A 23,765-nucleotide genomic window follows, 5' to 3' on the forward strand; every position below is an offset into this window, starting at 1 on the left:
TTTTACAAATGATAAAGCGACTGGGCGACTAGGAAATAAATTGCAAGACCTAAAAGGTCATTAGCTGTTGTAATGAAAGGACCAGCGGCAAGGGCAGGATTATATCCTAATTTATCTAAAACCAAAGGTGTTATGGTACCCATTACTGTTGCTAATAACACAACACTCATAAGTGCTGTTGAAACAATAATCGCCAATTTGGTATCTTCTCCCAAAATCATATTCAGGCCGAATACAAGCGAACTTAATGCTATTCCATTAATTAGCGCCACGATTAATACTTTCAAAAAACTAGCGAAATTGAATGATCCATATCCAGACTCTTTGGCCAAAGACTGGACCACAACAGAACTTGTTTGTATTCCTACATTTCCGCCAGTAGCTGTGATCAAGGGAATGAAAAATGCCATTGCGGGAATCATACTTATGTCTTTTTCAAAAAGGCCTATAAACTTTGCCCCAAGCATCCCACCTGACATTCCAATAATAAGCCAGGGCAATCTCACCTTAGATAATGTCCAGACGCTGTCATCGTCTTCTGCAGGACCACTGATACCAGCCATCATCTGAATATCCTGCTCAGCTCTTTCTTTGATAACGTCAACAATATCGTCAATGGTAATTCTGCCAAGCAGTTTCCCATGCACATTCACAACAGGAATAGCTTCAAGGTCATACTTTTCCATGATCTGCGATACCTCTTCAGCACTGATAAATGTTTCGACTGCAATAATTTCGGGTTCGTATATATCAGCTATCAAAGTATTATCATCTGCAAGCAACATCTTCTTTAGTGATACTATCCCCAGAAGCTTGTCCAGGTTGTCCACTACGTATACAGAATGTATTCTGGAAACATTTCTGGATTGTCTTCTTATTTCTTCGATGCATTGGGTTACAGACCAGTTAAGGTTTGCCCGGATCAACTCCTTTGCCATCAAACCTCCTGCACAATCTTCATCGTAATGAATAAGATCTCTGATATGATCAGCTTTTTCTTTGTTATCAACAAGGGAAATTACTTCTTCCTTTGTTTTAACAGGTAATTCATTGATTATATCTACTGCATCATCTGAATCTATGAAACTAATGTATGCCGCGATTTCATCAGGATTAAATTCTTTTAAAAGTCTTTTTCTATATTCCGAATCGAGTTCTCTTATAACCTGAGCTCCGGTTTCATTCTCAAGTAGCTTTATTACATATTTAGAGTGAACAGAATCCAGTTCGTGCACCACAGAAGATATATCCTGAGGATGCAATTCATCCAATTGCTCCCTGATCCATGAATTCTTCCTGGCATCCACTGCCTGAATAAACGAATCCAAATATTCCTCTGTCAACTCAAACTGCATCGTTCTACTCTTTGATTATCATACAAGTTAGATTTATAAAATCCTCTACGGACAACTGTTCAGCACGTTTCTCCATGATGGGATTGGCAAGAACAGATTCTGTCAAATTTAGGCTTTTTAAGGCATTTCTCAAGGTCTTCCTTCTGCTGCTAAAACTTTGTTTGACTATTTTTTTGAAGTCTTCATCAGAACAAGGCATTGTAGTACGCTGATTACGCCGTATCCTTATAACACCAGATTTAACTTTTGGAGGAGGATTAAATACATGTTCATCAACAGTGAATAAGTATTCCATATCATAGTATGCTTGAAGCAATACGCTGAGAATTCCATAATCTTTATTTCCAGGACCAGAAGTTAACCTTTTGGCCACTTCTTTCTGAAGCATTCCCACGACTTCGACGATCTGTTCCTTGTAATTCAAAACTTTAAAAAAGATTTGAGAAGAAATGTTATATGGAAAGTTTCCAATAATGGCAAATTGACCTTCAAAATATTTTTCTAAAGGAAGTCTCAAAAAATCTCCTTCAATGATATTATTATGTAATTCCGGATATTTTATTTTCAGATACTGAACAGACTCTTTGTCAATTTCACTTACAAACAGAGAATATTTTTTTTCCTGCAATAAAAAATCAGTGAGTACTCCCATTCCAGGGCCAATCTCCAGAACATTCGTATATCCTTTATAACCAGACAGTCCGTCTACTATATCTTTGGCAATACTCAGGTCATTGAGAAAATGCTGACCAAGAAACTTTTTAGGCTTTACAGATTTCATTCCCAAAAGTAATCATTTAAGGTTACCTTTTTTGCATGAAAGGTATTCAGATATAAATAGTAATTATATGGTAATATTTTAGTTTTTCTTTTTCGTACCTGTTTCGTAAATTTTCAAAAACAGCATATTTCAATTGAAGTGTGCTGTTTTTGTTTTAAAAGGGAAATGATAAATTTGCCGTTCACAGATTAAGAAAGTATGATCCGGTTAAATTTTGAAGGTAATATTTCTGAAACAGAAAATCTTGCTATTTTGGCAGATTCTATAACAGATGTAAAAAAGTACTTAAATAAGGCCGAAGAAATTGAATATGTTGAAAAAAAACTGGAAACTACTTCTATAGTTGCTGTTAACCAACTATATAGAAATGTCTATATTATCTCTTTCAACAGCAAGACCTTTGATTATTCCAACAAAGAAAAATTAAGAAAGACCGGTGCAGAACTTTGCTCTTTAATAAAAAAGGAAAAGCTGAAAACAATCCAGATAACAGGCTCTTTCGGTGAAGGAACCCTTGCCCTGGCAGAAGGTATTGCCTTAAGTGCTTACAATTTCAGCAAATACAAATCCGCTGCAACTTCAACCTTTCCTGAAAAAATCAATATATATTCAGAGGATTTAAACGAAAGTGATATTCTTGATCTTCAAAATATTATACATGGAGTTTACCACACGAGAAACCTTGTCAATGAACCGGTAAATTTCCTGACAGCAGAGCAACTAGGAAAAGAATTTAAAGCTTTAGGGAAAGAAGCTGGATTTAATGTTGAAGTATTTGATAAGCAAAAGATAACAGATCTTAAAATGGGGGGCTTATTAAGCGTTAACTTAGGGAGCCCGAATCCACCGGTATTTATCATAGCCGAATACAAACCAGCAAATGCCATAAATGCCAAACCTTATGTTCTAATTGGCAAAGGTGTTGTTTATGATACAGGAGGACTATCGCTTAAGCCCACTCCAAACTCCATGGATCTGATGAAATCTGACATGGCAGGAGGAGCAGCAGTGGCAGGGATCTTATATGCTATTGCCAAAAGTAAACTTCCTTTATACATCATTGGTCTTGTACCAGCTACAGAAAATCGACCAGATGGTAATGCCATGACTCCTGGGGATGTTATAAAGATGTATGATGGCACGACTGTGGAAGTTTTGAATACTGATGCAGAAGGCAGACTAATATTGGCAGATGCATTGGCTTATGCAGCCCAATATGATCCTGTTTTTGTGGCAGATCTTGCTACATTAACAGGAGCAGCTGCAAGGGCAATCGGAAAAGAGGGCATTGTATATATGGGAACTGCTAAAGAAGAATTGAAAAATATTCTGGAAAATTCTGGAAAAACAGTTTATGAAAGGCTGGTTGAATTTCCTCTTTGGGAAGAATATGGAAAACAATTACAATCTGATATCGCTGATCTTAAAAATATAGGATCCGGAGATGCCGGTGCTATTACTGCAGGAAAATTTATGCAGCATTTCGTAAAATATGACTGGTTACACCTTGATATTGCAGGAAGTGCATTTTTAACTTCTGAAGATAGCTATAGAGGAAAGAACGGCACAGGAACTGGCGTTCGGTTATTTTATGATTTTTTCAAAAAATTAAGTCAACAAAACTAAAAATGGGATACTTAACAAATAATTCAGAAAAACCTGTAATCGGAATTACACTGGGAGATTTTAATGGGATAGGTCCGGAGGTAATTATTAAAACATTGTCAGATAGCAGAATCACAAAAATCTGCTTACCCATTGTTTATGGTTCTGTTAAAATTTTCAGCAAGTACAAAAAACTGATTGAAACGTCCGAGGAATTGCATTTTCATCAGACAAAAAATACGGAAGGGGTTAATCCTAAGAAAATTAACATTATTAATTGCTGGGAAGAAGATTACGAAATTAATCCTGGAAAGCCCACTGCAGAGTCAGGACAATCTGCATACATATCACTTTCACGAGCTGCTGAAGATTTATTTTCCGGCAAGCTCGATGCTTTGGTAACTGCCCCGATTAACAAGAAGAATATTCAATCTGAGGAATTTAAATTCCCAGGACATACAGAGTTTTTCACACACAAAAGTGGAGTAAACGACAGTTTAATGCTATTAGTAAGTGAAGATCTCAGGGTCGGTGTAGTTACTGGCCATATTCCCCTTTCTGAAGTGAAAAAATCTTTGACTAAGGAAAAGTTGCTTTCCAAAATCAATGTATTATATAAAGCGTTGAAAAATGATTTTGGAATATTGAAACCAAAAATAGCCTTATTAGGGTTAAATCCACATGCAGGTGAAGAAGGATTATTGGGGAAAGATGAAATAGAATTACTTACTCCACTTATTGAAGAGTTAAAAGCTAAAGGAGTTTTAATCTTTGGCCCATTTTCGGCAGATGGTTTTTTTGGAACAAAACAGTACAAAAAATTTGATGCTGTTTTAGGAATGTACCATGATCAAGGACTTATACCATTCAAAACCCTGGCATTTGATTCGGGAGTAAATTATACTTCAGGCCTTCCCGTAATCAGAACTTCTCCTGACCATGGCACAGGGTATGACATAGCTGGGAAAAATATTGCGAACGAATCTTCGTTCAGGGAAGCAGTGTTTTTGGCATGCGATATAGTAAAAAACCGCAAACCGGTGACAGTTTAGCCAGTGAATAAAAATCAAAAACACTGATTATCAATACAAAAACCTTACAAATGTGTTACTTCAAATTAACATTTTTGTTAATTAAAATAATATATTAACTTTGCGCCCTAGATTTCAGGGCGGAGCTATGACTTGTATGAAAGGATTAAGAACTTTTGACATCGAAATAGTAAGTCTTAGTAATTCGAAACACTACTATGACTACACTCTGGACAGTACGTTTTTTGAGAATTTTGAAGACAGCCTGTTAGAAAAAGGTCAGCTGAAAGTAACTGTGATGCTTAATAAATCGGAAACGATGATACAAGCATCAATTGCTGTAGAAGGCTGGGTAGAATTAATATGTGACAGAAGCCTGGACCCTTTTGAATATCAAATCAATACAAATGATCAGATTATATTCAAATATGGAAAGGAATATGCGGAAATCAGTGAAGAAATTATCACTATTCCTTTTGAAACTCAAAAATTAAATCTGTCACAGTTTATATATGAATTCATAGGACTGGCTGTTCCGATGAAAAAACTTCATCCAAAATTCATAAAAGAAGAAGAAGAAGAAAATGATGAAGAAGAAACGCTTTTGATTTATTCTACTCCAATTGACCTGGATGAAGACGAACTTAAAGACGACGAAATAGATCCCAGATGGGATATATTAAATAAATTAAAAAAATAATAAATTAATCAAATACAATGGCTCATCCTAAGAGAAAAATTTCGAAAACCAGAAGAGACAAAAGAAGAACTCATTATAAGGCAAGTGCTCCGACATTATCAATTTGTCCAACTACTGGAGAAGCACACTTGAGACACAGAGCACATTGGTCTGAAGGTAAATTATATTACAAAGGCCAAGTTGTAATGGAAAAAGAGATCCTGGCATAAAATAACTCTATGAGAATTGCATTGGATGCAATGGGTGGTGATTACGCCCCCCAGGCTGTCCTTCAGGGTGCTTTAATGGCAAAGGAGTCTTTTTCCAAAGAAAACAAAGAAATAGTTTTAATTGGAAATCAGGCGATCATTCACTCCCATTTTGAAAAATTGGGAGCTGATAAAAATGCTTTTGAAATTGTACATACTGAAGATGTAATACAAATGGGTGAACACCCGACTAAAGCTATTGGTCAAAAGCCAAACTCCAGCATTATGTTAGGTTTCAAAATGCTTAAGGAAAAGTCAGTTGACGCCTTTTGCAGTGCCGGCAATACAGGAGCAATGCTTGTCGGCTCACTTTTTACAATAAAAGCAATACCGGGAATCGACAGACCTGGAATTGCTGGTTTTATCCCTAAAGAAGACGGCAGATACGGAATTCTTCTGGACGTAGGAGCTAATGCAGATTGCAAACCTGAGTTTTTAGATCAATTTGCGGTACTTGGCTCTTTATATTCGAAATATATTTTTAATATAGAAAATCCCAAAGTAGGTTTAATGAACCTGGGAGAAGAAGAGCAAAAAGGTACAATCCTGACTCAAGCAACTCATCAGCTACTGAAAAATAATCCAAAAATTAACTTCGTAGGAAATATTGAAGGCAGAGATGCTTTTAATGATAGAGCTGATGTAATTGTTACAGATGGTTTTACGGGAAATGTTGTCCTTAAGCTGGCAGAAACATTTTATGAACTAATGGAAAAGAGAAATTTCATGGATCCATTCATAGAATTGTTCAATTATGCTGGTGTAGGCGGTAGCCCTATCCTTGGTGTTAATGGTAATGTTATTATCGGCCACGGAGTTTCCACACCAATTGCAATCAAAAATATGCTTAACCTGGCAGTTCAACTTACCGAAGCCGGAATAGTAGATAAAATTAAAAACGCATACAATTAAATCTTATCAGGCAGATGAGCAAATTAAGAGCTGCTATTACAGGGGTTGGAGGTTATGTTCCAGATTACATTCTAACCAATAAAGAGCTCGAAAAACTGGTTGACACCACAGACGAATGGATATTGACCAGAACAGGAATCAGGGAAAGAAGACTGCTTAAAAACCCAGGAGAAGGAACTTCTAATATTGCGATTCATGCAGTGAATGAGTTATTAAAAAAGACTAATACCAATCCTGATGAAATCGACCTATTAATTTGCTGCACTACAACGCCAGACTATGTATTTCCTGCTACTGGCAATTTACTTTGCGACATGGCAGGGTTAAAAAATGCATTCAGTTATGACCTTAATGCGGCTTGTTCAGGTTTTATTTATGGCCTGGTAACAGGAAGTCAGTTTATTGAAAGCGGAAAATTCAAAAAAGTAATCGTAGTTGGTGGAGATAAAATGTCTTCTATTATCAACTATGAAGACCGTACTACCTGCATAATTTTCGGAGATGGTGCGGGTGCTGTACTTTTAGAACCGGACACTACTGGCCACGGAGTAATGGACAGTGTATTGAAAACCGATGGTTCCGGAGCAAAATATCTATGCATGAAAGCCGGGGGAAGCAGAAAACCTGCCAGCCTGGAAACTATTGCTGCCAAAGAACATTTTGCTTACCAGGAGGGTGCCACAGTTTTCAAATTTGCTGTTACCAATATGGCAGATGTTTCTGCAGAAATTATGCGCAGAAACAACCTCACTTCAAGCGATGTTGCATGGCTTGTCTCCCACCAGGCAAACAAAAGAATCATCGATGCTACTGCAGAACGCATGGGTCTGGATGACAAAAAAGTACTCATCAATATTGACCGTTATGGCAATACTACCAATGGCACAATTCCTCTTCTTCTTTGGGATTATGAGAAAAAATTCAAGAAAGGGGACAATGTTGTAATGGCTGCATTTGGCGGAGGCTTCACTTGGGGGTCAGTATACTTGAAATGGGCATATGACCCTAAATAATACAACCCCTCAATATATTAACCAGGAAAATTTCGATATTTGAAAAAACATTTACAAGCAGAATATGAAAGCTAAAGAAATACAGGAGTTGCTGGACTTTATCGCAAGTTCAGGTCTTGCTGAGGTTAACATCGAAACAGAACAATTTAAAATTGCTGTAAAAAAATATTCAGAACCTCAGGCTCTAACAGTAACTCAGGTTCCTCAGGCTATTGCTCAACCTGTAGCTCCGGCACAGGCAACGGCTGCGCAACCAGCAGCGCAACCTAAAGTAGAAACTCCTTCTACTCCTGCAGACTCATCAAACAAAAATCTTATTACAATCAAATCACCAATGATTGGTACTTTCTACAGATCAGCTAATCCTGATTCTCCATCATTTGTGAACGTAGGTGATGAAGTAAAACAGGGTCAGACTGTTTGTATCATCGAGGCTATGAAATTATTCAATGAAATTGAATCAGAAGTTTCTGGTAAAATTGTAAAAGTTCTCGTAGAAAATGCGACTCCAGTAGAATACGATCAGCCACTATTCCTGGTAGAACCTAAATAACGAGAGTACAGCATTTTGAAAAGGGATGTCCTATCCCTTTTTTTTATGACCAAAATTTCAATTTTAATTAACCATATCTATGTTTAATAAAATATTAATAGCAAACAGAGGCGAAATTGCTATGCGTGTAATTCGCGCTTGCAAGGAAATGAAAATTAAAACTGTTGCTATATACTCAACTGCTGACAAAGACAGCTTGCACGTTCGATTTGCTGATGAAGCGGTTTGTATCGGTGCTGCACCCTCATCCAAATCATATTTAAGTATTCCCAATATCATTGCTGCTGCTGAAATTACAAATGCAGACGCTATTCATCCAGGCTATGGCTTCCTCTCTGAAAATGCTGAATTTTCAAAAATATGTGAAGACTATGGCATTAAATTTATTGGCGCCAGCGCTGCCATGATCAATGCAATGGGTGATAAGTCTTCAGCTAAAGCTACAATGAAAAAAGCTGGCGTACCTACTATCCCTGGATCTGAGGGCTTGCTGGAATCCATGGATGAAGGTATTAAACTTGCCAACAAGATAAAGTATCCTGTAATCCTTAAAGCTACAGCAGGTGGCGGTGGAAGAGGTATGCGTATTGTTCGCAATGACGCAGAATTCAAAAAAGCCTGGGTAGATGCGAAAACTGAAGCAGGTGCTGCTTTTGGTAACGACGGGCTTTATCTTGAAAAATTTATTGAAGAGCCAAGACATATAGAAATACAAATACTTGGAGACAGATACGGTAAAGCTATCCACCTTTCCGAAAGAGATTGTTCTATACAAAGAAGACATCAAAAGCTTGTAGAAGAAACACCTTCACCGGTTATCACTGAAAGACTAAGAACTAAAATGGGGGAGGCTGCTGTAAAAGGCGCCAAAGCTATTAAATATGAAGGTGCCGGAACTATTGAATTCCTTGTAGACAAAAACGGTGACTTCTATTTCATGGAAATGAATACCCGTATCCAGGTAGAGCATACTATTACTGAAGAAGTAACCGGTGTTGACCTGGTGAAAGAGCAAATTAAAGTAGCAGCTGGTGGCGCCATTCCAAATAAGAACTTTATTCCTGGAAGGTACTCAATAGAATGTCGTATCAACGCAGAAGATCCAGCTAATGGCTTCAGACCTAATCCTGGTAAAATTACAAACTTCCACCTTCCCGGCGGATATGGTGTAAGGGTTGATACTCATTGCTACAATGGATATACCATTCCTCCAAACTACGACTCAATGATCGGAAAGCTTATTGCAAGCGGTTCTACAAGAGAAGAGGCTTTGGCCAGAATGAAAAGGGCTTTGGAGGAATTTGTTATTGAAGGTGTTAAAACAACAATTCCATTCCATATTAAATTAATGGAAGACCCTCAGTTCCAATCCGGTAAATTCAATACTGCATTTCTTGAATCATTCGACTTTTCAAAACTGAAATAAAAAATAAGATAAAAAGAAAGCTGCTCCAAAGCAGCTTTTCTTTTTAAGGTTACATTCATTCTTAAGAAGGTATTTACAATAAATTTTGCCCCCATGAAAGCCACTCAAAGCTTCAATTTCTTAAGACTTTTTTTTTCATTTTCTCTGATTTTTATTGCTCTTAATGCGCAATCTCAAGACTCCCCAAAACATTTTATTGAGGCTGGCATCAGCCCAAGTTCCTACAGAGGAGACCTCAATAATTCTTTTCAGCAGTGGACTGCTTTATATAATGCCGGTATTAAATTCTATAAGAAAAAAAGAATCAATGGTGGTATAAATATTTTTGTGGGAAATATCATGGGACAAAATGGGAAGTATGAATTTAACCCAGATTTGAACCCATCCCCCACTCCCAATACCTATTTCAAAACTAATGTAATTGGTGTAAATTATGATTTGCAGCTCAATTTAATAAAAAGGAAATGGGGATGCATTTTTATAAGTCAGGGTATTGGTCTTATGCGATTTACGCCAAAAGATCAGAATAATGACAAACTTCAAACAAAACTAAGTACAAGGGCAAAAGGAGAAGATTATAACAATGTAACATTTGTCTTTCCCACTAAAGCAGGTGTTATGTTTTTCCTTCCATCTTGGTACGCCATTGGATTACAAGCAGGTTACTTAAACCCTACTTCTGATTATCTTGATAATATCAGCAATTGGGGAATAAAAAAGAAAAAGGATAATATCCTCACGGTAAAGTTTAGCGTATTTATTCCATTAAATACAAATAAAACCGTAACCTCTCCGGATACTTCAAAATAATAAAATCGTAAAGTTGGAATATTTATTAAATTTAACCGGTTGGATTGGTGCTATAGAAGTATTGATTGCTTATTTTCTTATTTCCACGAATAGAGTTACTTCGGAAAAATTCTCATATCAGCTGCTCAACGCGACGGGTGCTGTATTCTTGATCATAAACACCATATACCTGAAAGCTTATCCCTCTGCCTTTGTAAATATCATTTGGACAGCTGTTGCACTTTTCAATATGGTAAAATCAAAAGCGAGTGACAAATCAGAAATTCGCTAGATTTTCTCTATAGTTTTCACCAACGAGTTATACCAATCCTCTCCATATTTTCTGATCAATGGATCTTTTAAAAATTTGTATATAGGAACCTGTAATGACTCTCCATTGCTGCATGCGGGGCTACAGATATTCCACCTGTCATAGTTTAATGCGTCATAATGTTCATACTTGCTAATTCTTATAGGATACAAGTGGCATGAAATTGGTTTTTTATAATCAATCTTTCCCATTAAGTATGCCTTTTCAATACCACACTTAAGAATTCCCTTTTCATAAATAGCATAGGCACACTCCCTGTTTTTAATAGTTGGTGTGGTAAGATCTCCGTCACTATCAATGACTGTCAACCCCTGCTCTTCAATTGCCTTTATTCCTTCTGCTGACAAATATGGTTTTACCTTATCGTAAATCTCTTCCAGGATCATCCCTTCATCCTCTTCCAATGGGGCGCCTGCATCACCTTCTACACAACAGGCTCCCTTACATTTAATTAAATCACAGACAAAAAATTTATCTGCGATATCGTCGCTAATTACCGTTTTTCCCTGTACTATCACTTGATTTTCTTTTTAACTCCAACTGTTTTTCTAGTTGAAGAATTCAAAATTAAAAAATTATTCCCCAAAAACTCTATTCCCAATTACTCATCCTGATATTTTGCCAATATTAAAATAAAAGGGGAATCTTTACTTCTTTTAAAACACCTAATAACACCTCAAAATCAACTAATTACAAATATAATTCCTAGACGGTTATATTTGCTGTATTACATTAAAAAATATGGAGTTGTTTTTTTAAAAAACATGAGGGCAACTTAATACTGATTATCAGTCAATTATACAATAATAAAAAAACATCTTGTCCCTTTTGAATAGAAGATCTAAGAAACCATTCTATTTCAGGAGATGTTCCTTATTAGATTAGAAAAGTCTGGAATTAAAAGAATATCTATTTTCTATTCCTAAATTTTAAAAATTATCAATTCAATTCCTCCTGATATCCATCTCCGGATTCAAAAATATAAGTTTTTCAGAATTCAAACTTTAAATGGGATTTGAAGAGAAATATATTGTAAATTGCAAACTAGATTAGCAAGCCCAAATGGATTACATAGAAAGCCTTAATCCCTCCCAAAAAGACGCTGTTATTAATACTGAAGGCCCAAGCATGATTATTGCTGGTGCCGGATCTGGGAAAACCAGAGTATTAACCTTCAGGATCGCCAACCTTATACAAAAAGGAGTAGATCCTTTCAATATTCTAGCCCTTACCTTTACCAATAAAGCCGCAAAGGAAATGCGGGAAAGGATCGAAAAGGTTGTAGGTCCGGAAGCCAGAGGACTTTGGATGGGAACTTTTCACTCTGTATTTGCCCGAATATTAAGAGCTGAAGCAGAAAAAATAGGTTATACCAGCAATTTTACCATCTATGATACAGACGATTCCAAAACACTAATTAAACAAATTGTCAAAGAGCAATACCTTGACGAGAAACTTTATAAACCTAGCACTGTTTTAGCCAGAATTTCAGGAGCCAAAAACCGTCTGATCTCTGCTCAGGAATACCTCAACAACCCTCATTTCATGGCGGATGACGCTTCGGCCATGAGGCCTGAAATGGGGAAATTGTACAAACTATATCAGGACAGATGCTTCAAAGCTGGAGCAATGGATTTTGACGACTTGCTTTTTAACACCAACATTCTGTTTAAAAATCATATTGATGTAGTTAACAAATACCAGAACATATTCAAATATGTGCTGGTAGACGAGTTTCAGGATACCAACCTTAGCCAGTATAGCATTACAAAAAAGCTTTCGGCAAAAAACCGTAACATCTGTGTAGTAGGAGATGATGCTCAAAGTATATATGCATTTCGTGGGGCAGACATTCAGAATATCCTGAACTTTGAAAAAGATTATCCGGAATTGCAGGTCTATAAACTGGAACAAAACTACAGGTCTACTAAAGTTATTGTTAATGCTGCAAACTCGGTAATAGGCAAAAACAAAGCACAGCTTAAGAAAAACGTTTTTACAGAAAACGAAACCGGTAAGCTGATAGAAATAATCAAGGCTACGTCTGACAATGAAGAAGGACGAATGGTTGCCACAGCTATTTTTGAAGAAAAAATGGCTCACCAGTTAAAGAATAAAGACTTTGCTATCCTCTACAGAACTAACTCACAATCAAGAGCATTTGAAGAAGCACTGAGAAGAATGAACCTTAAATACAAGGTAATTGGAGGCTTATCTTTCTATCAGAGAAAAGAAATTAAAGACCTTGTTGCTTATTTAAGGTTTACCCTTAACCCTAATGATGAACAAGCTTTAAGAAGGATTATCAATTATCCTAAGAGAGGAATCGGTGATACTACGGTATCCAAACTATTGGTTACTGCCGAAGAGCAAGGCGCCCCACTTTGGGATGTATTAAATAACGTACATTCAGTTATACCAGGAAGGGCTGCAGCAGCTATTGAGGGTTTCGTAGTACAAATTAAAAACTACATGCGCCTTGCTGAAAACAAGGACGCCTTTGAAACTGCTATTGAAGTAGCTCAGTCTTCAGGAATACTGAAAGAATTGTATGAAGATAAAACTGTTGAAGGGCTAAGCAGGTATGAAAACGTTCAGGAACTTTTGAATGGTATTAAAGAATTTGTAGACAACCCTAATATTGAGGATAAAAAGCTTGGTTCTTTCTTGCAGGAAATATCTCTTCTGACAGATATTGAAGAAGAAAAGGACAAAGATAATGACTACATTGTGCTTATGACCATTCACTCAGCCAAAGGACTTGAGTTTAAGAGCGTATATATAGTAGGAATGGAAGAAGAATTGTTTCCTTCCCAGATGATGTTGAGCAGCAGAGCAGACTTGGAAGAAGAAAGGAGATTATTCTACGTAGCAATCACACGTGCACAAAGTAATCTTTGCCTTTCTTTCGCAGCTACTAGATATCGGTTCGGGCGATTAAAAGAATGCGAACCCAGCAGATTCTTAAATGAATTAGACCCTCAATACCTGAATATCAGCAGAAGAGCAAGACCAGAACCTGCTGCTACTCCGGCAGCAGCAACTTCTTCTTCTCCTCAGGTAATAAAAGCTAAACCAAAAACCGCTTCACCTGTTTTAAGTAAACCAAAGAGTAACTATGTCCCCTCTCCGGATTTTAAACCAAGTGATACTTCACTGTTAAAACCAGGAATGAGAGTAGAACACCTCAAATTTGGATATGGAACGGTAAAAGCAATGGATATATCCGGCACCGACCGAAAAGCTATTATCGAATTTAACGATCATGGAGAAAAAACATTGATTTTGAGTTTCGCTAAACTAAAAATTCACACTACATAATTATTAATATTTTTAAGCACGCAATCTAACACTACATTATGGAGATACCAGATCCTTCAACAGGCATTGTTTTAAAAGAATACGGAAGAAATATTCAAAAGCTTGTTGATTTTGTGATAAGCATACCAGACCGCGAAGAGAGAGGACGTTATGCGAAAACGCTTATCGAGCTAATGAAACAGATTAATCCAAACATGAGAGATACCCAGGATTTCGGAAAGCTCTGGGACCACCTTTATATCATGTCTGATTTTAAACTCGATGTAGAAACCCCTTTCCCTATGCCGGAGAAATCATTGCTTGGGAAAAAACCAATGACCGTTGGCTATAATAATAATTTGCTTTATTATAAACATTACGGAAAAAATATAGAATTGCTTATAGCGAAAGCTTTGCAACTGGAAGATAAAGACGAACAAGAAGCTGCTATAATATATATAGGTAAGCTTATGAAGAGATTTTATCAGACCTGGAATAAGGAAAACATTACCGACGATATCATCATTGAACAACTTATAACAATGTCCAAGAATAAGTTGCCTATCAATGCCGAAAAAATTAAAGCTAATAATCTTTTCGATTCTCAGGTTAAAGAAATGCGTGAGCCGAAAAACAGCAGCCAAAGTGGAGGCGGTTCCAATGGTAATGGATACAAAAGAGAATTCCGTAGCAGAGATAGCAACAGTAGAGACAACAGCAGAGAATACAGGGACAACAGAGGAGATAACAGAGACAATAAATACTCTAAGGATAAAAGAAGAAAAAACTAAGGAATGGCTTCATTTGAAATTATCGGTGGTAAACGTCTTAAAGGAGACATTTATCCTCAGGGAGCAAAAAACGAAGCGCTTCAGATCCTTTGTGCTGTTTTATTAACTCCGGAACCTGTTACTATTCATAATGTACCGGACATTATTGATGTTAACAAACTTATTGAATTGTTAAAAGATTTTGGTGTAAAAGTAGAAAAGACTGGAGAATCCACTTATCTGTTTGAAGCCAAAAATGTAAATATTGCCTTTTTAGAAACTGATTCTTTTAAAAAGAAAGCTGCAGCGCTAAGAGGCTCCATAATGATCCTTGGTCCGCTATTAGCAAGATTTGGGAAAGCCAAAATGCCCAAGCCGGGAGGTGATAAAATCGGACGCCGCAGACTAGATACCCACTTTCTGGGTTTTGAACAATTAGGTGCAAAATTCTCCTATGATTCCGGAGATAGTTTTTATCAAATTGATGCAAGTAATCTAAAAGGATGCTATATGCTCCTTGACGAAGCATCCGTAACAGGAACTGCCAACGTTGTGATGGCTGCTGTTCTTGCCAAAGGCAAAACCACCATATACAATGCAGCCTGCGAACCATACCTGCAACAGCTATGCTCTATGCTAAACCGCATGGGTGCGAAAATCAGCGGTATCGGTTCCAATCTTCTTACTATAGAAGGTGTGGATTCTTTAGGAGGTACTGCACATACTATACTTCCAGATATGATCGAAATAGGAAGTTTTATCGGTATGGCAGGAATGACCAGTTCTGAAGTCACAATAAAGAATTGCAGAATTGATATGTTGGGAATTATCCCGACCATATTCAGACGACTTGGTATTAAAATGGAATTCAGAGGGGATGATATTCATATCCCTTCTCAGGATAGCTATGAAATAGAAACATTTATTGATGGCTCTATACTTACAATATCTGATGCAATTTGGCCAGGATTTACACCTGACCTTATGAGTATTGCATTGGTTGTGGCTACCCAGGCAAAAGGTTCTGCACTGATACATCAGAAAATGTTTGAAAGCAGACTTTTCTTTGTTGACAAACTGATAGATATGGGAGCACAGATAATTCTATGCGATCCACACAGGGCTACAGTAATTGGGCTTAATAAACAAATTCCTCTTCGAGGAATACAGATGACATCTCCTGATATCAGAGCTGGAGTGGCTTTATTGATCGCTGCTTTATCTGCCAATGGCAAAAGTACTATACACAATATAGAACAAATAGACAGAGGTTATCAGAATATTGATACCAGGCTGAATGCACTTGGAGCTGAAATAAGAAGAATTTCTTAAATAATCTTTTTGTACAAAGGAGCCTTATTCCGGCTCCTTTTTTATGAATGATATGGAAATCAAAAGCAATAAACTAAGGATTTTAATAGCCATCATACTTATTATTATTTCTTACGTTTACTTCAGATTTATCAACTTTCTTCCGACCACTATATCCTATGTACTTTATTTTGCACTAATCCTCATTTCGATCATAATTGCCTTTATATCAAAGAGACGCGATGTTACCATTGGAATTTTATATGGTTTAACCTTTGTTCTGGTTTCTTTGATTTTTATCTTTACCTTTTTTACAGAAGAATTATAGCAATAACTGATATTATTTTAAAAGTATATTACAATGGGAAGAGCATTTGAATTCCGGAAAGCCCGAAAAATGAAAAGATGGGGACAAATGGCGAAGACATTTACCAGAATCGGTAAAGACATTGCCATGGCTGTAAAATCTGGTGGCCCCGACCCTACTACCAACTCAAGACTCCGTGCTTTGATCCAGAATGCCAAAGCTGCAAACATGCCTAAAGACAATGTAGAAAGGGCGATAAAAAAGGCTTCTTCTAAAGAACAGGAAGATTATAAAGAAGTGGTATATGAAGGTTATGGTCCTTATGGAATTGCAATTGTAGTTGAGACTGCCACTGATAACCCCACAAGAACCGTTGCCAGTGTCAGAAGCTATTTCACAAGAAGCGGCGGATCACTTGGTACTACGGGCTCTCTTGATTTCCTTTTTGAAAGAAAATGTATCTTTAAAATCAAAAGCAGAGAAGATATTGATATTGAAGAGCTGGAACTGGAACTGATTGACTTCGGTGCAGATGAAATAGGTGCGGATGAGAATGAAATTGTTATATACGGCACATTTGATGCTTATGGGAAAATCCAGCAATTTCTTGAGGAAAAAGGTTATGAAGTGATTAGTTCTGACTTTGAAAGGATTCCTACAGATACCAAAGAATTAACAGAAGAACAGGAAGCAGAAATTGAAAAACTCCTTGGTAAATTTGAAGAGGATGATGATGTTCAAAACGTTTTTCATAATATGAAATAAATTAAAAAAGGCTGATCAGATTGACCAGCCTTTTCTTTTATAACACTATTAACTCACAATTATACATAGTTATTAAGCATCACCGGCATTACAAGCATAAGTACATCTTCGTTCTTATCTTTTTTAGCCGGATTTAGTATACCCGCTCTATTCGGAGCTGACAGATTAATATCAATAGCTTCACAATCAAGGTTATTCAGCATTTCAATAAGGAATTTTGCATTAAACCCGATTTCCATATCGTCTCCTTCATATTCACAGGACAACCTTTCATTTGCTTCATTGCTGAAATCAAGATCTTCAGCTGAAATCTGTAACTCACTACCTGCAATTTTAAGACGCACCTGATGTGTAGTCTTGTTTGCATAAATAGAGATACGTTTTAATGAATTAAGCAAATCCTGTCTGTTGATCGTTAGTTTATTCGGATTATTTGCAGGAATTGCATTCTCATAATCAGGGAAACGCTCGTCGATAAGGCGGCAGATCATCTTGATATTGGCAAAGCTGAAGAAAGCGTTGGATGCATTGAACTCCATCTTGACAAGAGTATTGTCAGTAGGAAGAGATGCTTTAAGAAGGTTAAGAGCTTTCTTTGGTATTAACAGCGTATTTTGACTTTCAGAAGCAATATCTGCTCTTCTGTACCTGATCAGTCTGTGGCCATCAGTTGCTACAAATGTTGTATTTGCATCTGAAATATTGATGAAAACTCCAGTCATCTGAGGTTTTAACTCATCGTTGCTAGCTGCGAAAATCGTACTTGAAATAGCCCTTGTCAGAATGTCTGATGGAACATCTACGGCATACCCGTTTTTAACAGCAGGCACCCTAGGAAAATCAGTCGCATTTTCACCTGATAGTTTATACCTTCCATTATCAGAGCTGATTTCAATGCTATAGGTTTCTTCGTCAATTGTAAAGGTTACTGGCTGCTCCGGAAGGTTCTTAAGTGTATCAAGAAGTATTTTGGCAGGTACTGCAATATTTCCTTTTTCTTTAGACTCCACCACAATTTCTGTAATCATGGAAGTCTGAAGATCTGAAGCATAAACAGTAAGTTTGCCCACAGAAACCTCAAACAGGAAATTTTCCAAAATCGGCACAACCGGATTAGTGGTGATAACCCCATTGATCGCAGTCAATTGTTTAAGAAGGGCACTTGAAGAAACAACAAATTTCATATAGCTCTTTTATCCTATTCTAGTAAAATATGAAGGGGATAAAGTTAATTATAAAAAACCAAATTCTAAAAAAATCCCTCTTACTTATTTGAAGGAGCAAAGAAAGATTTTTTTACCAGAAGATAGTTTGTCAGCTCAGGATTCAATGTTATCAACTCTCCTGTATTCCTGATGAGAGCATAGATCTTACCTTGTTTCCAAGGATCGAGATAAATATCAACAGTCTTACTTAGGTTATCCACAATATCATCCACTTGTATTGTTGAAAACGGCTTCGCTTTATGAAGTTGATTCACAATAGTATCTTTGCCATCCACTATATACTTATCCACATTTGTTACTCCATAGAGCATCAGATACCTGTGGATTTTGGAGCTGTCTTGCAAAGGAAGATTTTCAACTTCAAACTTATTACCCCTGGAAACTATTGTAAAATTTTCAGAAGGGGCAGCTGGAAAACTTACTGATACTTTTTGAAGACTTCTTGGACTGCTGTTAAATAAAATCCTGGATCTCCAATCCTGCTCTTTCAGACTTGCCAACTCAGAAAGATCCCCTTTTACACCAGGAACAAATACAATTACCGGATCAGAAGAGCTTTCAGACAAAAAATATGTACTATTCACATCGTTTTCGTTGGACATTACATAAAACACATTCTTTTCACCCGAAGATTCTACTGATATCTTAACCCCGTCTTGTTTAAGTTTCTTAACTACCTCAGTCTTTTTGTTGTCAGCAACAGGTCTTTTTACCTCAATTTTATTCAATCCGAAAAACAAAAGACTTATCAGCTTCTCTCTTGCATCATATTTATTATTTACCGACCACTTACCGTTAGCTTTTTTTTGTAGATTGGTAGTCTGGTTATTAACTTGAAAACTAACAGATGTTATAGCTGTAGTGTCAGCCACTCCTACTGATAATTTTTCATTGTTAAAAGAATCGGAACCACTTCCACCCAGCAATGTATACAAGGCTGCCAATCCGGTAATCACGAATAAAAAGATATATGGACTTAACTTCTTCAACTCCCTCATTTTATCTAAAGCTTGTATATTTTCTCTTTCTCAAATAGTATCTGCTGACTCCAAAAACAACAAGAAGGACGATAGGCACCACAAGATTCACAATCTGCCAGTAAGTCTTCTCTTCTGCAAGTTTATTTTTATCCAAAGGTCTTAGTTGTATTTCTTTGCCTTTTGCAGCAACGATTGGTTCGTCCATCAGATAATCTACTGCATTCATTATAAACTCTTTATTGGAAAACAAATATTTTAAATCAGGATCATATCCCAATGGTATCGGTTGGTTCCTCGTTTTGTCAATTTCGTTTCTGATAAAATCCGCATCTGACACTACTATGATTTTACTGGAACTATCTTGTTTAATAACCTGAACACCTGCTATAGGAGAAGGTCTGTTTTTATAAACCGATTCGAATTGACCTTCTAAAAGATATGCGACAGGTAACATTCCAACATTAAAGTCTTTCGGATCAAGGTTCTTCCGTGCCTCATTTAGATCTACAGGAAGTGGAGCCTTTATCAGTCTTGTATTCTTTGATGTAAAAATCAATGGAATTTTGGTTATCCCTTGTGCCTTTACTGTATCAATGGAACTGACATATCGCCCTAATACTGCATCCAGATTTTTAACAACTGGTTGTTTTCCGAAATTATAAAAGATAGGAAAGTAAGGCCAGGACACCATTTCAGACTGACCTCCCGGAACTTCAACTTTCAACAATGCACAATTCAGATCCTGTATTAAGTCATCATTAATCCTTACACCATACTTGAAAAGCAAATCTTCAAGCCCTAGATTATATGAGAAACCATAAGTAACTCCTGATACAAGACTATCTTTATTTAAATTCAATTGATCAATAAAGAACAATATTCTTCCGCCTTTAACAACATACTGATCAAGTATGAATTTTTCCTTTTCAGAAAAAGGCTTTGTCGGGCCTGCAATGATCAGAGCTTTGTAATTACTAAGTTTTGATGAATCAGTAATAACCGTTCTTTCTACATTATAAAATTCACTAAGCGCTGTAGAAATATCACCGGTCTCCCCTGCTGAAAGCTCCCCATGCCCTTCTGTAAATGCCACTGATTTGGTAACTTCACTGTTAAGCTTTCTGATAGCTGCCATCAATTCATATTCAACTCCTTCTACCGACTGATTCAGTTGCTGAGCCATTGGTAAAATTTTACTTCCCTTCAGGAACATTATGGGAGTTTCTTTATCACCCATTGAGATCAGAGCAGAAGGAAAAACAATTTTCTCTTCTCTAGCACCGCCCTGTTGTACAAGATCATATTTGTACTGTACCCCCTTCTGAATCAACTGGGAATAAAACTGTTCACGAAGTCTCTTATCTTCAATTGCATTCGGATCTGTAAATCTGTAAACGATCTTATCTCCTGAATAAGCCCTAAACTCTTCCAGCGTTTCTTTGATGGATCTTCTAAGCCTGGAATAATCAGGATTCAAATCTCCATCAAGAAAGACATCAACAAATATCTGTTCGTTAAGATTTTTAAGTTTTTCTTTAGTGGAGGGACTAATGGTGTACCTCTTATCCTGAGTAAGATCCAGTCTGAAGAAATGCTCTGAAAAAAATATATTAATAAATATAACAGTTCCTAAAAGCAACAGGAACCGGATAATATCAAACTTCTTTAAATTCATAAACTACTTACCATTTTCTGCTACCTAAAACCAATCTTGTTGAAAGAAGCATTATAAAAATTATACTTAGGAAATACAGAACATTTCTGGAATCTATTAATCCCCTGCTCAATGCTTCATAATGATAACTTAACCCGAGCTTTACAAGAATATTGGCTTGCGCTGCCCAGAAGTTTACTGATGCAGCCCTTGCCATTCCATCATAGAGAGTATAGCAAAGTAATACCGCAATTATAAAGGCTACAATCTGATTTCTAGTGATGGCTGATGCAAATATCCCAATAGAAGTAAATACAGCTCCAAGTAAAAACAAACCAATATAAGATGAAAATACAGCTGCCGAATCTATATTTCCAACCGGACTTCCAAGATGATAAACTGAATAATAATAAATTAATGTTGGCATAAGACTAAAGAGCACTAAAGCCAGACTTGACAAATATTTACCTAATATAATTTCCCAATCTTTTACCGGCCTCGTTAGCAATAACTCCATAGTCCCTTCTCTTTTTTCTTCTGCAAAAGTTCTCATAGTAATTGCAGGAATCAGCAGCAGAAAGGCAATTGGACCATATGCAAAAAGACTTTCCAGGTCCGCAAAACCAAACTCAAATACACTGCTTTCCGGAAAAACCCAAAGGAACAATCCAATTAATGTAAGAAACACACTGATGACAAGGTAGGCTATCAGTGAATTAAAAAAACTGTTTATTTCTTTTCTAAAGATGCTTAACACAAATCCTTCAAGTTAAAATTTTAAATTATATGGAATCATTCTTCTTTCCGGTAAGGTCTCTGAAGATATTTTCAAGAGAATGCTCTTCCTGATTTAAGCCTATCAGAGCCCAGTTCCTCTCAGATGCTAATTTAAAAATAGCTCCTCTTACATCATTTTCTCCTGAAGAATACAACTCATACTTCCCTCCTGCTAAATAATTTACCTCATTTACACCGGATAGAGACTTTAGATATTCTACTTCTATTGCACCTGAAAATTCTACAATGATCTTTTTACCTGAGGTCTGAAGTCCTTTCAACTCACTAACACGACTATCGGCAACAATTTTTCCTCTGTTAATAATCACCACTCTGTCACATAGTGCCTGTACTTCCTGCATAATGTGTGTAGAAAAAAGAACTGTTTTTTCTTTACCTATATTCTTAATAAGACTTCTGATTTCAAGAATCTGATTTGGATCCAGACCAGTGGTAGGCTCATCAAGTATAAGCACCTGAGGTTCGTGAATCATGGCCTGTGCAAGGCCTACCCTTTGACGATACCCTTTTGACAAGGCCCCAAGTTTTTTATTCTGTTCTAAAGTCAACCCAGTCATTTCCACCATTTCCTGAACCCTTCCTTTAAGCTTACTTCCTTTTAAAGCATGGAGAGAACCTATAAACTCAAGGTATTCGTGCACATACATATCGAGGTAAAGAGGATTGTGCTCTGGCAGATATCCGACATTCTTTCTCACCTCCAAAGGAGATTCCACAACGTCATACCCGGCTACTGTAACAACTCCCGATGTAGGAGGAATGTAGCAAGTAGCAATTTTCATTGTTGTAGATTTACCTGCTCCATTGGGTCCCAGAAACCCAAGTATTTCCCCTTTACCAGCCTCGAAACTGATATGGTCTACAGCTTTCTGCTCGCCATAAATTTTAGTTAACTCCTGTACCTTTAAACTCACTATGACTGTATGTTATCTTTTGCAAATTTATTGAATTCAAGCTTAAAGCAGAAAGCCCAAAGCTGAAAGTTTGGGTTTCTTTTAAGAACGAACACATAATAGATTTAAGTTTTAAGATGACAACTTTTTTCCGATCTTTTAACTTTCCATTTTTTATTGCTCACTTAAATCCTAAAAGACCTCATCCCCAGCCCTTCTCCTTCAGGAGAAGGGAGCAGTCTCGGATAATTTCCCAGACCATCTAACAGTTGTGCAAACTTTAAACTTTTAACTTTAAGCTTTCCGCTTCTTAAATTGACTTCCTGCCTTTAGGCATTAATGGTCTGAATTCCAACTCTACAGGGTGAAAATTTTCCGAGGTTTCCAAGGAATATAGAACAGCCCCGGCAATATCTTCAGGCCTCATCATATTCGGATGCACACTAATTGAATCTATTGAATCAAAGAAATTGGTATGAATAGAACCGGGTACAATACAAGTCACCTTTACGCCATAATCCCTGAGTTCTTTATACATAGACTGAGAAATACCCCTGACAGCAAATTTAGTCCCGCAATACCCCGCAAATTTTTCAATGCCTTCTTTACCTGCAATTGATGCAATATTAACAATATGCCCCTCGCCCAACTCTTTCATTTTCTGCACTACCATCTGAGAGCAGAAAAAGACTCCATGGACATTGGTATCAAACATTTCTTTCCATTCTTCAACTGGCATTTCTTCAATCAGACCTGCATAACCCAACCCGGCATTGTTAATCAGAATACTAATATTTTCTCCAAAATCTTTAATAGTTGCATTGTAAGATCCATTTACAGAATCTATATTTCCGACATCCGTAGCATAAAATCTAAAATGATCGTGTTTATAATCGGGAGCAGTTCTGCTCCATCCGGCAACCTTTACACCTTTTTCCAACAATACTTTTACTATTTCAAGTCCCACACCTTTACTCGCTCCAGTGACAATAGCAATTTTATCCTTTAAATTCATAA

At 36.8% G+C, this 23,765-nt stretch carries 23 protein-coding genes; 14 read left to right on the plus strand and 9 right to left on the minus strand.

What is annotated here, in order from left to right:
• Nucleotides 1–2: 2 nt before the first annotated feature.
• The gene (gene mgtE / locus MYP_RS10585; protein WP_045462816.1) at nucleotides 3–1,355 is read right to left on the minus strand and encodes a magnesium transporter; all 1,353 of its coding nucleotides are present in this window, start codon (nucleotides 1,353–1,355) and stop codon (nucleotides 3–5) included.
• A 4-nt stretch (nucleotides 1,356–1,359) separates the two neighbouring features.
• Nucleotides 1,360–2,136: a 16S rRNA (adenine(1518)-N(6)/adenine(1519)-N(6))-dimethyltransferase RsmA gene (gene rsmA, locus MYP_RS10590; protein ID WP_045462819.1), complete on the minus strand. Its 777-nt coding sequence runs from the start codon at nucleotides 2,134–2,136 to the stop codon at nucleotides 1,360–1,362.
• A 198-nt stretch (nucleotides 2,137–2,334) separates the two neighbouring features.
• On the opposite strand from rsmA, the gene MYP_RS10595 reads away from it, so the two are divergent.
• The 10 genes from MYP_RS10595 (at nucleotide 2,335) to MYP_RS27000 (ending at nucleotide 10,705) form a co-directional block, all read left to right on the plus strand.
• Nucleotides 2,335–3,762 carry a leucyl aminopeptidase family protein gene (locus tag MYP_RS10595; RefSeq protein ID WP_045462820.1) on the plus strand — a complete coding sequence of 476 codons (1,428 nt, stop codon included), beginning with the start codon at nucleotides 2,335–2,337 and terminating at the stop codon, nucleotides 3,760–3,762.
• A gap of 2 nt (nucleotides 3,763–3,764) precedes the next feature.
• Nucleotides 3,765–4,793, plus strand: coding sequence for a 4-hydroxythreonine-4-phosphate dehydrogenase PdxA (pdxA, locus tag MYP_RS10600; protein ID WP_045462823.1), 1,029 nt, complete (start codon nucleotides 3,765–3,767; stop codon nucleotides 4,791–4,793).
• 100 nt (nucleotides 4,794–4,893) lie between these two features.
• On the plus strand, nucleotides 4,894–5,472 hold the full coding sequence (locus tag MYP_RS10605) for a YceD family protein (protein ID WP_231570031.1): 579 nt from the start codon (nucleotides 4,894–4,896) through the stop codon (nucleotides 5,470–5,472).
• 17 nt (nucleotides 5,473–5,489) lie between these two features.
• Complete coding sequence (gene rpmF / locus MYP_RS10610; protein WP_028979491.1) at nucleotides 5,490–5,681, plus strand: 50S ribosomal protein L32; 192 nt, start codon at nucleotides 5,490–5,492, stop codon at nucleotides 5,679–5,681.
• Nucleotides 5,682–5,690: 9 nt separating this feature from the next.
• On the plus strand, nucleotides 5,691–6,632 hold the full coding sequence (gene plsX, locus MYP_RS10615) for a phosphate acyltransferase PlsX (RefSeq protein WP_045462830.1): 942 nt from the start codon (nucleotides 5,691–5,693) through the stop codon (nucleotides 6,630–6,632).
• 14 nt (nucleotides 6,633–6,646) lie between these two features.
• Complete coding sequence (locus tag MYP_RS10620; RefSeq protein WP_045462834.1) at nucleotides 6,647–7,645, plus strand: beta-ketoacyl-ACP synthase III; 999 nt, start codon at nucleotides 6,647–6,649, stop codon at nucleotides 7,643–7,645.
• A gap of 64 nt (nucleotides 7,646–7,709) precedes the next feature.
• Nucleotides 7,710–8,198, plus strand: a complete 489-nt coding sequence (accB, locus tag MYP_RS10625) for an acetyl-CoA carboxylase biotin carboxyl carrier protein (RefSeq protein ID WP_045462837.1) — start codon at nucleotides 7,710–7,712, stop codon at nucleotides 8,196–8,198.
• A 79-nt stretch (nucleotides 8,199–8,277) separates the two neighbouring features.
• Nucleotides 8,278–9,624, plus strand: a complete 1,347-nt coding sequence (accC, locus tag MYP_RS10630; protein ID WP_045462840.1) for an acetyl-CoA carboxylase biotin carboxylase subunit — start codon at nucleotides 8,278–8,280, stop codon at nucleotides 9,622–9,624.
• 93 nt (nucleotides 9,625–9,717) lie between these two features.
• Nucleotides 9,718–10,434 (plus strand): hypothetical protein, encoded by a 717-nt coding sequence (locus MYP_RS10635; RefSeq protein ID WP_045462843.1) that lies wholly within the window; start codon nucleotides 9,718–9,720, stop codon nucleotides 10,432–10,434.
• Between the two features lie 13 nt (nucleotides 10,435–10,447).
• The gene (locus MYP_RS27000) at nucleotides 10,448–10,705 is read left to right on the plus strand and encodes a CBU_0592 family membrane protein (protein WP_045462846.1); all 258 of its coding nucleotides are present in this window, start codon (nucleotides 10,448–10,450) and stop codon (nucleotides 10,703–10,705) included.
• On the opposite strand, the gene MYP_RS10645 is transcribed toward MYP_RS27000, so the two are convergent.
• On the minus strand, nucleotides 10,702–11,262 hold the full coding sequence (locus MYP_RS10645; RefSeq protein WP_045462849.1) for a DUF3109 family protein: 561 nt from the start codon (nucleotides 11,260–11,262) through the stop codon (nucleotides 10,702–10,704). The genes MYP_RS27000 and MYP_RS10645 overlap by 4 nt on opposite strands.
• 544 nt (nucleotides 11,263–11,806) lie before the next feature.
• Between MYP_RS10645 and MYP_RS10650 the strand changes: the two genes are divergently transcribed.
• The 4 genes from MYP_RS10650 to MYP_RS10670 all read left to right on the plus strand — a co-directional run bounded on the left by MYP_RS10650 (nucleotide 11,807) and on the right by MYP_RS10670 (nucleotide 17,197).
• Entirely contained in the window at nucleotides 11,807–14,065 is a 2,259-nt protein-coding gene (locus MYP_RS10650; protein ID WP_045462852.1) for an ATP-dependent helicase, read from the plus strand.
• A 38-nt stretch (nucleotides 14,066–14,103) separates the two neighbouring features.
• Nucleotides 14,104–14,835: a DUF4290 domain-containing protein gene (locus tag MYP_RS10655; RefSeq protein ID WP_045462855.1), complete on the plus strand. Its 732-nt coding sequence runs from the start codon at nucleotides 14,104–14,106 to the stop codon at nucleotides 14,833–14,835.
• A gap of 3 nt (nucleotides 14,836–14,838) precedes the next feature.
• Nucleotides 14,839–16,146 carry a UDP-N-acetylglucosamine 1-carboxyvinyltransferase gene (gene murA, locus MYP_RS10660; protein ID WP_045462858.1) on the plus strand — a complete coding sequence of 436 codons (1,308 nt, stop codon included), beginning with the start codon at nucleotides 14,839–14,841 and terminating at the stop codon, nucleotides 16,144–16,146.
• Nucleotides 16,147–16,486: 340 nt separating this feature from the next.
• Complete coding sequence (locus MYP_RS10670) at nucleotides 16,487–17,197, plus strand: YebC/PmpR family DNA-binding transcriptional regulator (RefSeq protein ID WP_045462863.1); 711 nt, start codon at nucleotides 16,487–16,489, stop codon at nucleotides 17,195–17,197.
• Nucleotides 17,198–17,256: 59 nt separating this feature from the next.
• Here the strand turns inward: MYP_RS10670 and dnaN are convergent, their stop codons facing one another.
• The 6 genes from dnaN to MYP_RS10700 form a co-directional block, all read right to left on the minus strand.
• Complete coding sequence (gene dnaN, locus MYP_RS10675; RefSeq protein WP_045462866.1) at nucleotides 17,257–18,381, minus strand: DNA polymerase III subunit beta; 1,125 nt, start codon at nucleotides 18,379–18,381, stop codon at nucleotides 17,257–17,259.
• Nucleotides 18,382–18,461: 80 nt separating this feature from the next.
• On the minus strand, nucleotides 18,462–19,421 hold the full coding sequence (locus MYP_RS10680) for a hypothetical protein (RefSeq protein WP_045462869.1): 960 nt from the start codon (nucleotides 19,419–19,421) through the stop codon (nucleotides 18,462–18,464).
• A gap of 1 nt (nucleotide 19,422) precedes the next feature.
• A complete protein-coding gene (gene gldG / locus MYP_RS10685; RefSeq protein ID WP_045462872.1) occupies nucleotides 19,423–21,078 on the minus strand; it encodes a gliding motility-associated ABC transporter substrate-binding protein GldG in 1,656 nt (551 codons plus the stop codon).
• Nucleotides 21,079–21,085: 7 nt separating this feature from the next.
• A complete protein-coding gene (gene gldF / locus MYP_RS10690; RefSeq protein WP_045462875.1) occupies nucleotides 21,086–21,814 on the minus strand; it encodes a gliding motility-associated ABC transporter permease subunit GldF in 729 nt (242 codons plus the stop codon).
• 25 nt (nucleotides 21,815–21,839) lie between these two features.
• The gene (gene gldA, locus MYP_RS10695) at nucleotides 21,840–22,769 is read right to left on the minus strand and encodes a gliding motility-associated ABC transporter ATP-binding subunit GldA (protein WP_045462878.1); all 930 of its coding nucleotides are present in this window, start codon (nucleotides 22,767–22,769) and stop codon (nucleotides 21,840–21,842) included.
• 289 nt (nucleotides 22,770–23,058) lie between these two features.
• On the minus strand, nucleotides 23,059–23,763 hold the full coding sequence (locus MYP_RS10700) for an SDR family oxidoreductase (RefSeq protein ID WP_045462881.1): 705 nt from the start codon (nucleotides 23,761–23,763) through the stop codon (nucleotides 23,059–23,061).
• Nucleotides 23,764–23,765: the final 2 nt, after the last annotated feature.

The organism is Sporocytophaga myxococcoides (genome assembly GCF_000775915.1).
Classification (GTDB): Bacteria; Bacteroidota; Bacteroidia; order Cytophagales; family Cytophagaceae; genus Sporocytophaga; species Sporocytophaga myxococcoides_A.

What these genes read in the sequence shown, in the direction of transcription:
- mgtE (WP_045462816.1), bottom strand. Translation starts at nt 1,355, where the DNA reads ATGCAGTTTGAGTTGACAGAGGAATATTTGGATTCGTTTATTCAGGCA.
- rsmA (WP_045462819.1), bottom strand. Translation starts at nt 2,136, where the DNA reads ATGAAATCTGTAAAGCCTAAAAAGTTTCTTGGTCAGCATTTTCTCAAT.
- MYP_RS10595 (WP_045462820.1), top strand. Translation starts at nt 2,335, where the DNA reads ATGATCCGGTTAAATTTTGAAGGTAATATTTCTGAAACAGAAAATCTT.
- pdxA (WP_045462823.1), top strand. Translation starts at nt 3,765, where the DNA reads ATGGGATACTTAACAAATAATTCAGAAAAACCTGTAATCGGAATTACA.
- rpmF (WP_028979491.1), top strand. Translation starts at nt 5,490, where the DNA reads ATGGCTCATCCTAAGAGAAAAATTTCGAAAACCAGAAGAGACAAAAGA.
- plsX (WP_045462830.1), top strand. Translation starts at nt 5,691, where the DNA reads ATGAGAATTGCATTGGATGCAATGGGTGGTGATTACGCCCCCCAGGCT.
- MYP_RS10620 (WP_045462834.1), top strand. Translation starts at nt 6,647, where the DNA reads ATGAGCAAATTAAGAGCTGCTATTACAGGGGTTGGAGGTTATGTTCCA.
- accB (WP_045462837.1), top strand. Translation starts at nt 7,710, where the DNA reads ATGAAAGCTAAAGAAATACAGGAGTTGCTGGACTTTATCGCAAGTTCA.
- accC (WP_045462840.1), top strand. Translation starts at nt 8,278, where the DNA reads ATGTTTAATAAAATATTAATAGCAAACAGAGGCGAAATTGCTATGCGT.
- MYP_RS10635 (WP_045462843.1), top strand. Translation starts at nt 9,718, where the DNA reads ATGAAAGCCACTCAAAGCTTCAATTTCTTAAGACTTTTTTTTTCATTT.
- MYP_RS10650 (WP_045462852.1), top strand. Translation starts at nt 11,807, where the DNA reads ATGGATTACATAGAAAGCCTTAATCCCTCCCAAAAAGACGCTGTTATT.
- MYP_RS10655 (WP_045462855.1), top strand. Translation starts at nt 14,104, where the DNA reads ATGGAGATACCAGATCCTTCAACAGGCATTGTTTTAAAAGAATACGGA.
- murA (WP_045462858.1), top strand. Translation starts at nt 14,839, where the DNA reads ATGGCTTCATTTGAAATTATCGGTGGTAAACGTCTTAAAGGAGACATT.
- MYP_RS10670 (WP_045462863.1), top strand. Translation starts at nt 16,487, where the DNA reads ATGGGAAGAGCATTTGAATTCCGGAAAGCCCGAAAAATGAAAAGATGG.
- dnaN (WP_045462866.1), bottom strand. Translation starts at nt 18,381, where the DNA reads ATGAAATTTGTTGTTTCTTCAAGTGCCCTTCTTAAACAATTGACTGCG.
- MYP_RS10680 (WP_045462869.1), bottom strand. Translation starts at nt 19,421, where the DNA reads ATGAGGGAGTTGAAGAAGTTAAGTCCATATATCTTTTTATTCGTGATT.
- gldG (WP_045462872.1), bottom strand. Translation starts at nt 21,078, where the DNA reads ATGAATTTAAAGAAGTTTGATATTATCCGGTTCCTGTTGCTTTTAGGA.
- MYP_RS10700 (WP_045462881.1), bottom strand. Translation starts at nt 23,763, where the DNA reads ATGAATTTAAAGGATAAAATTGCTATTGTCACTGGAGCGAGTAAAGGT.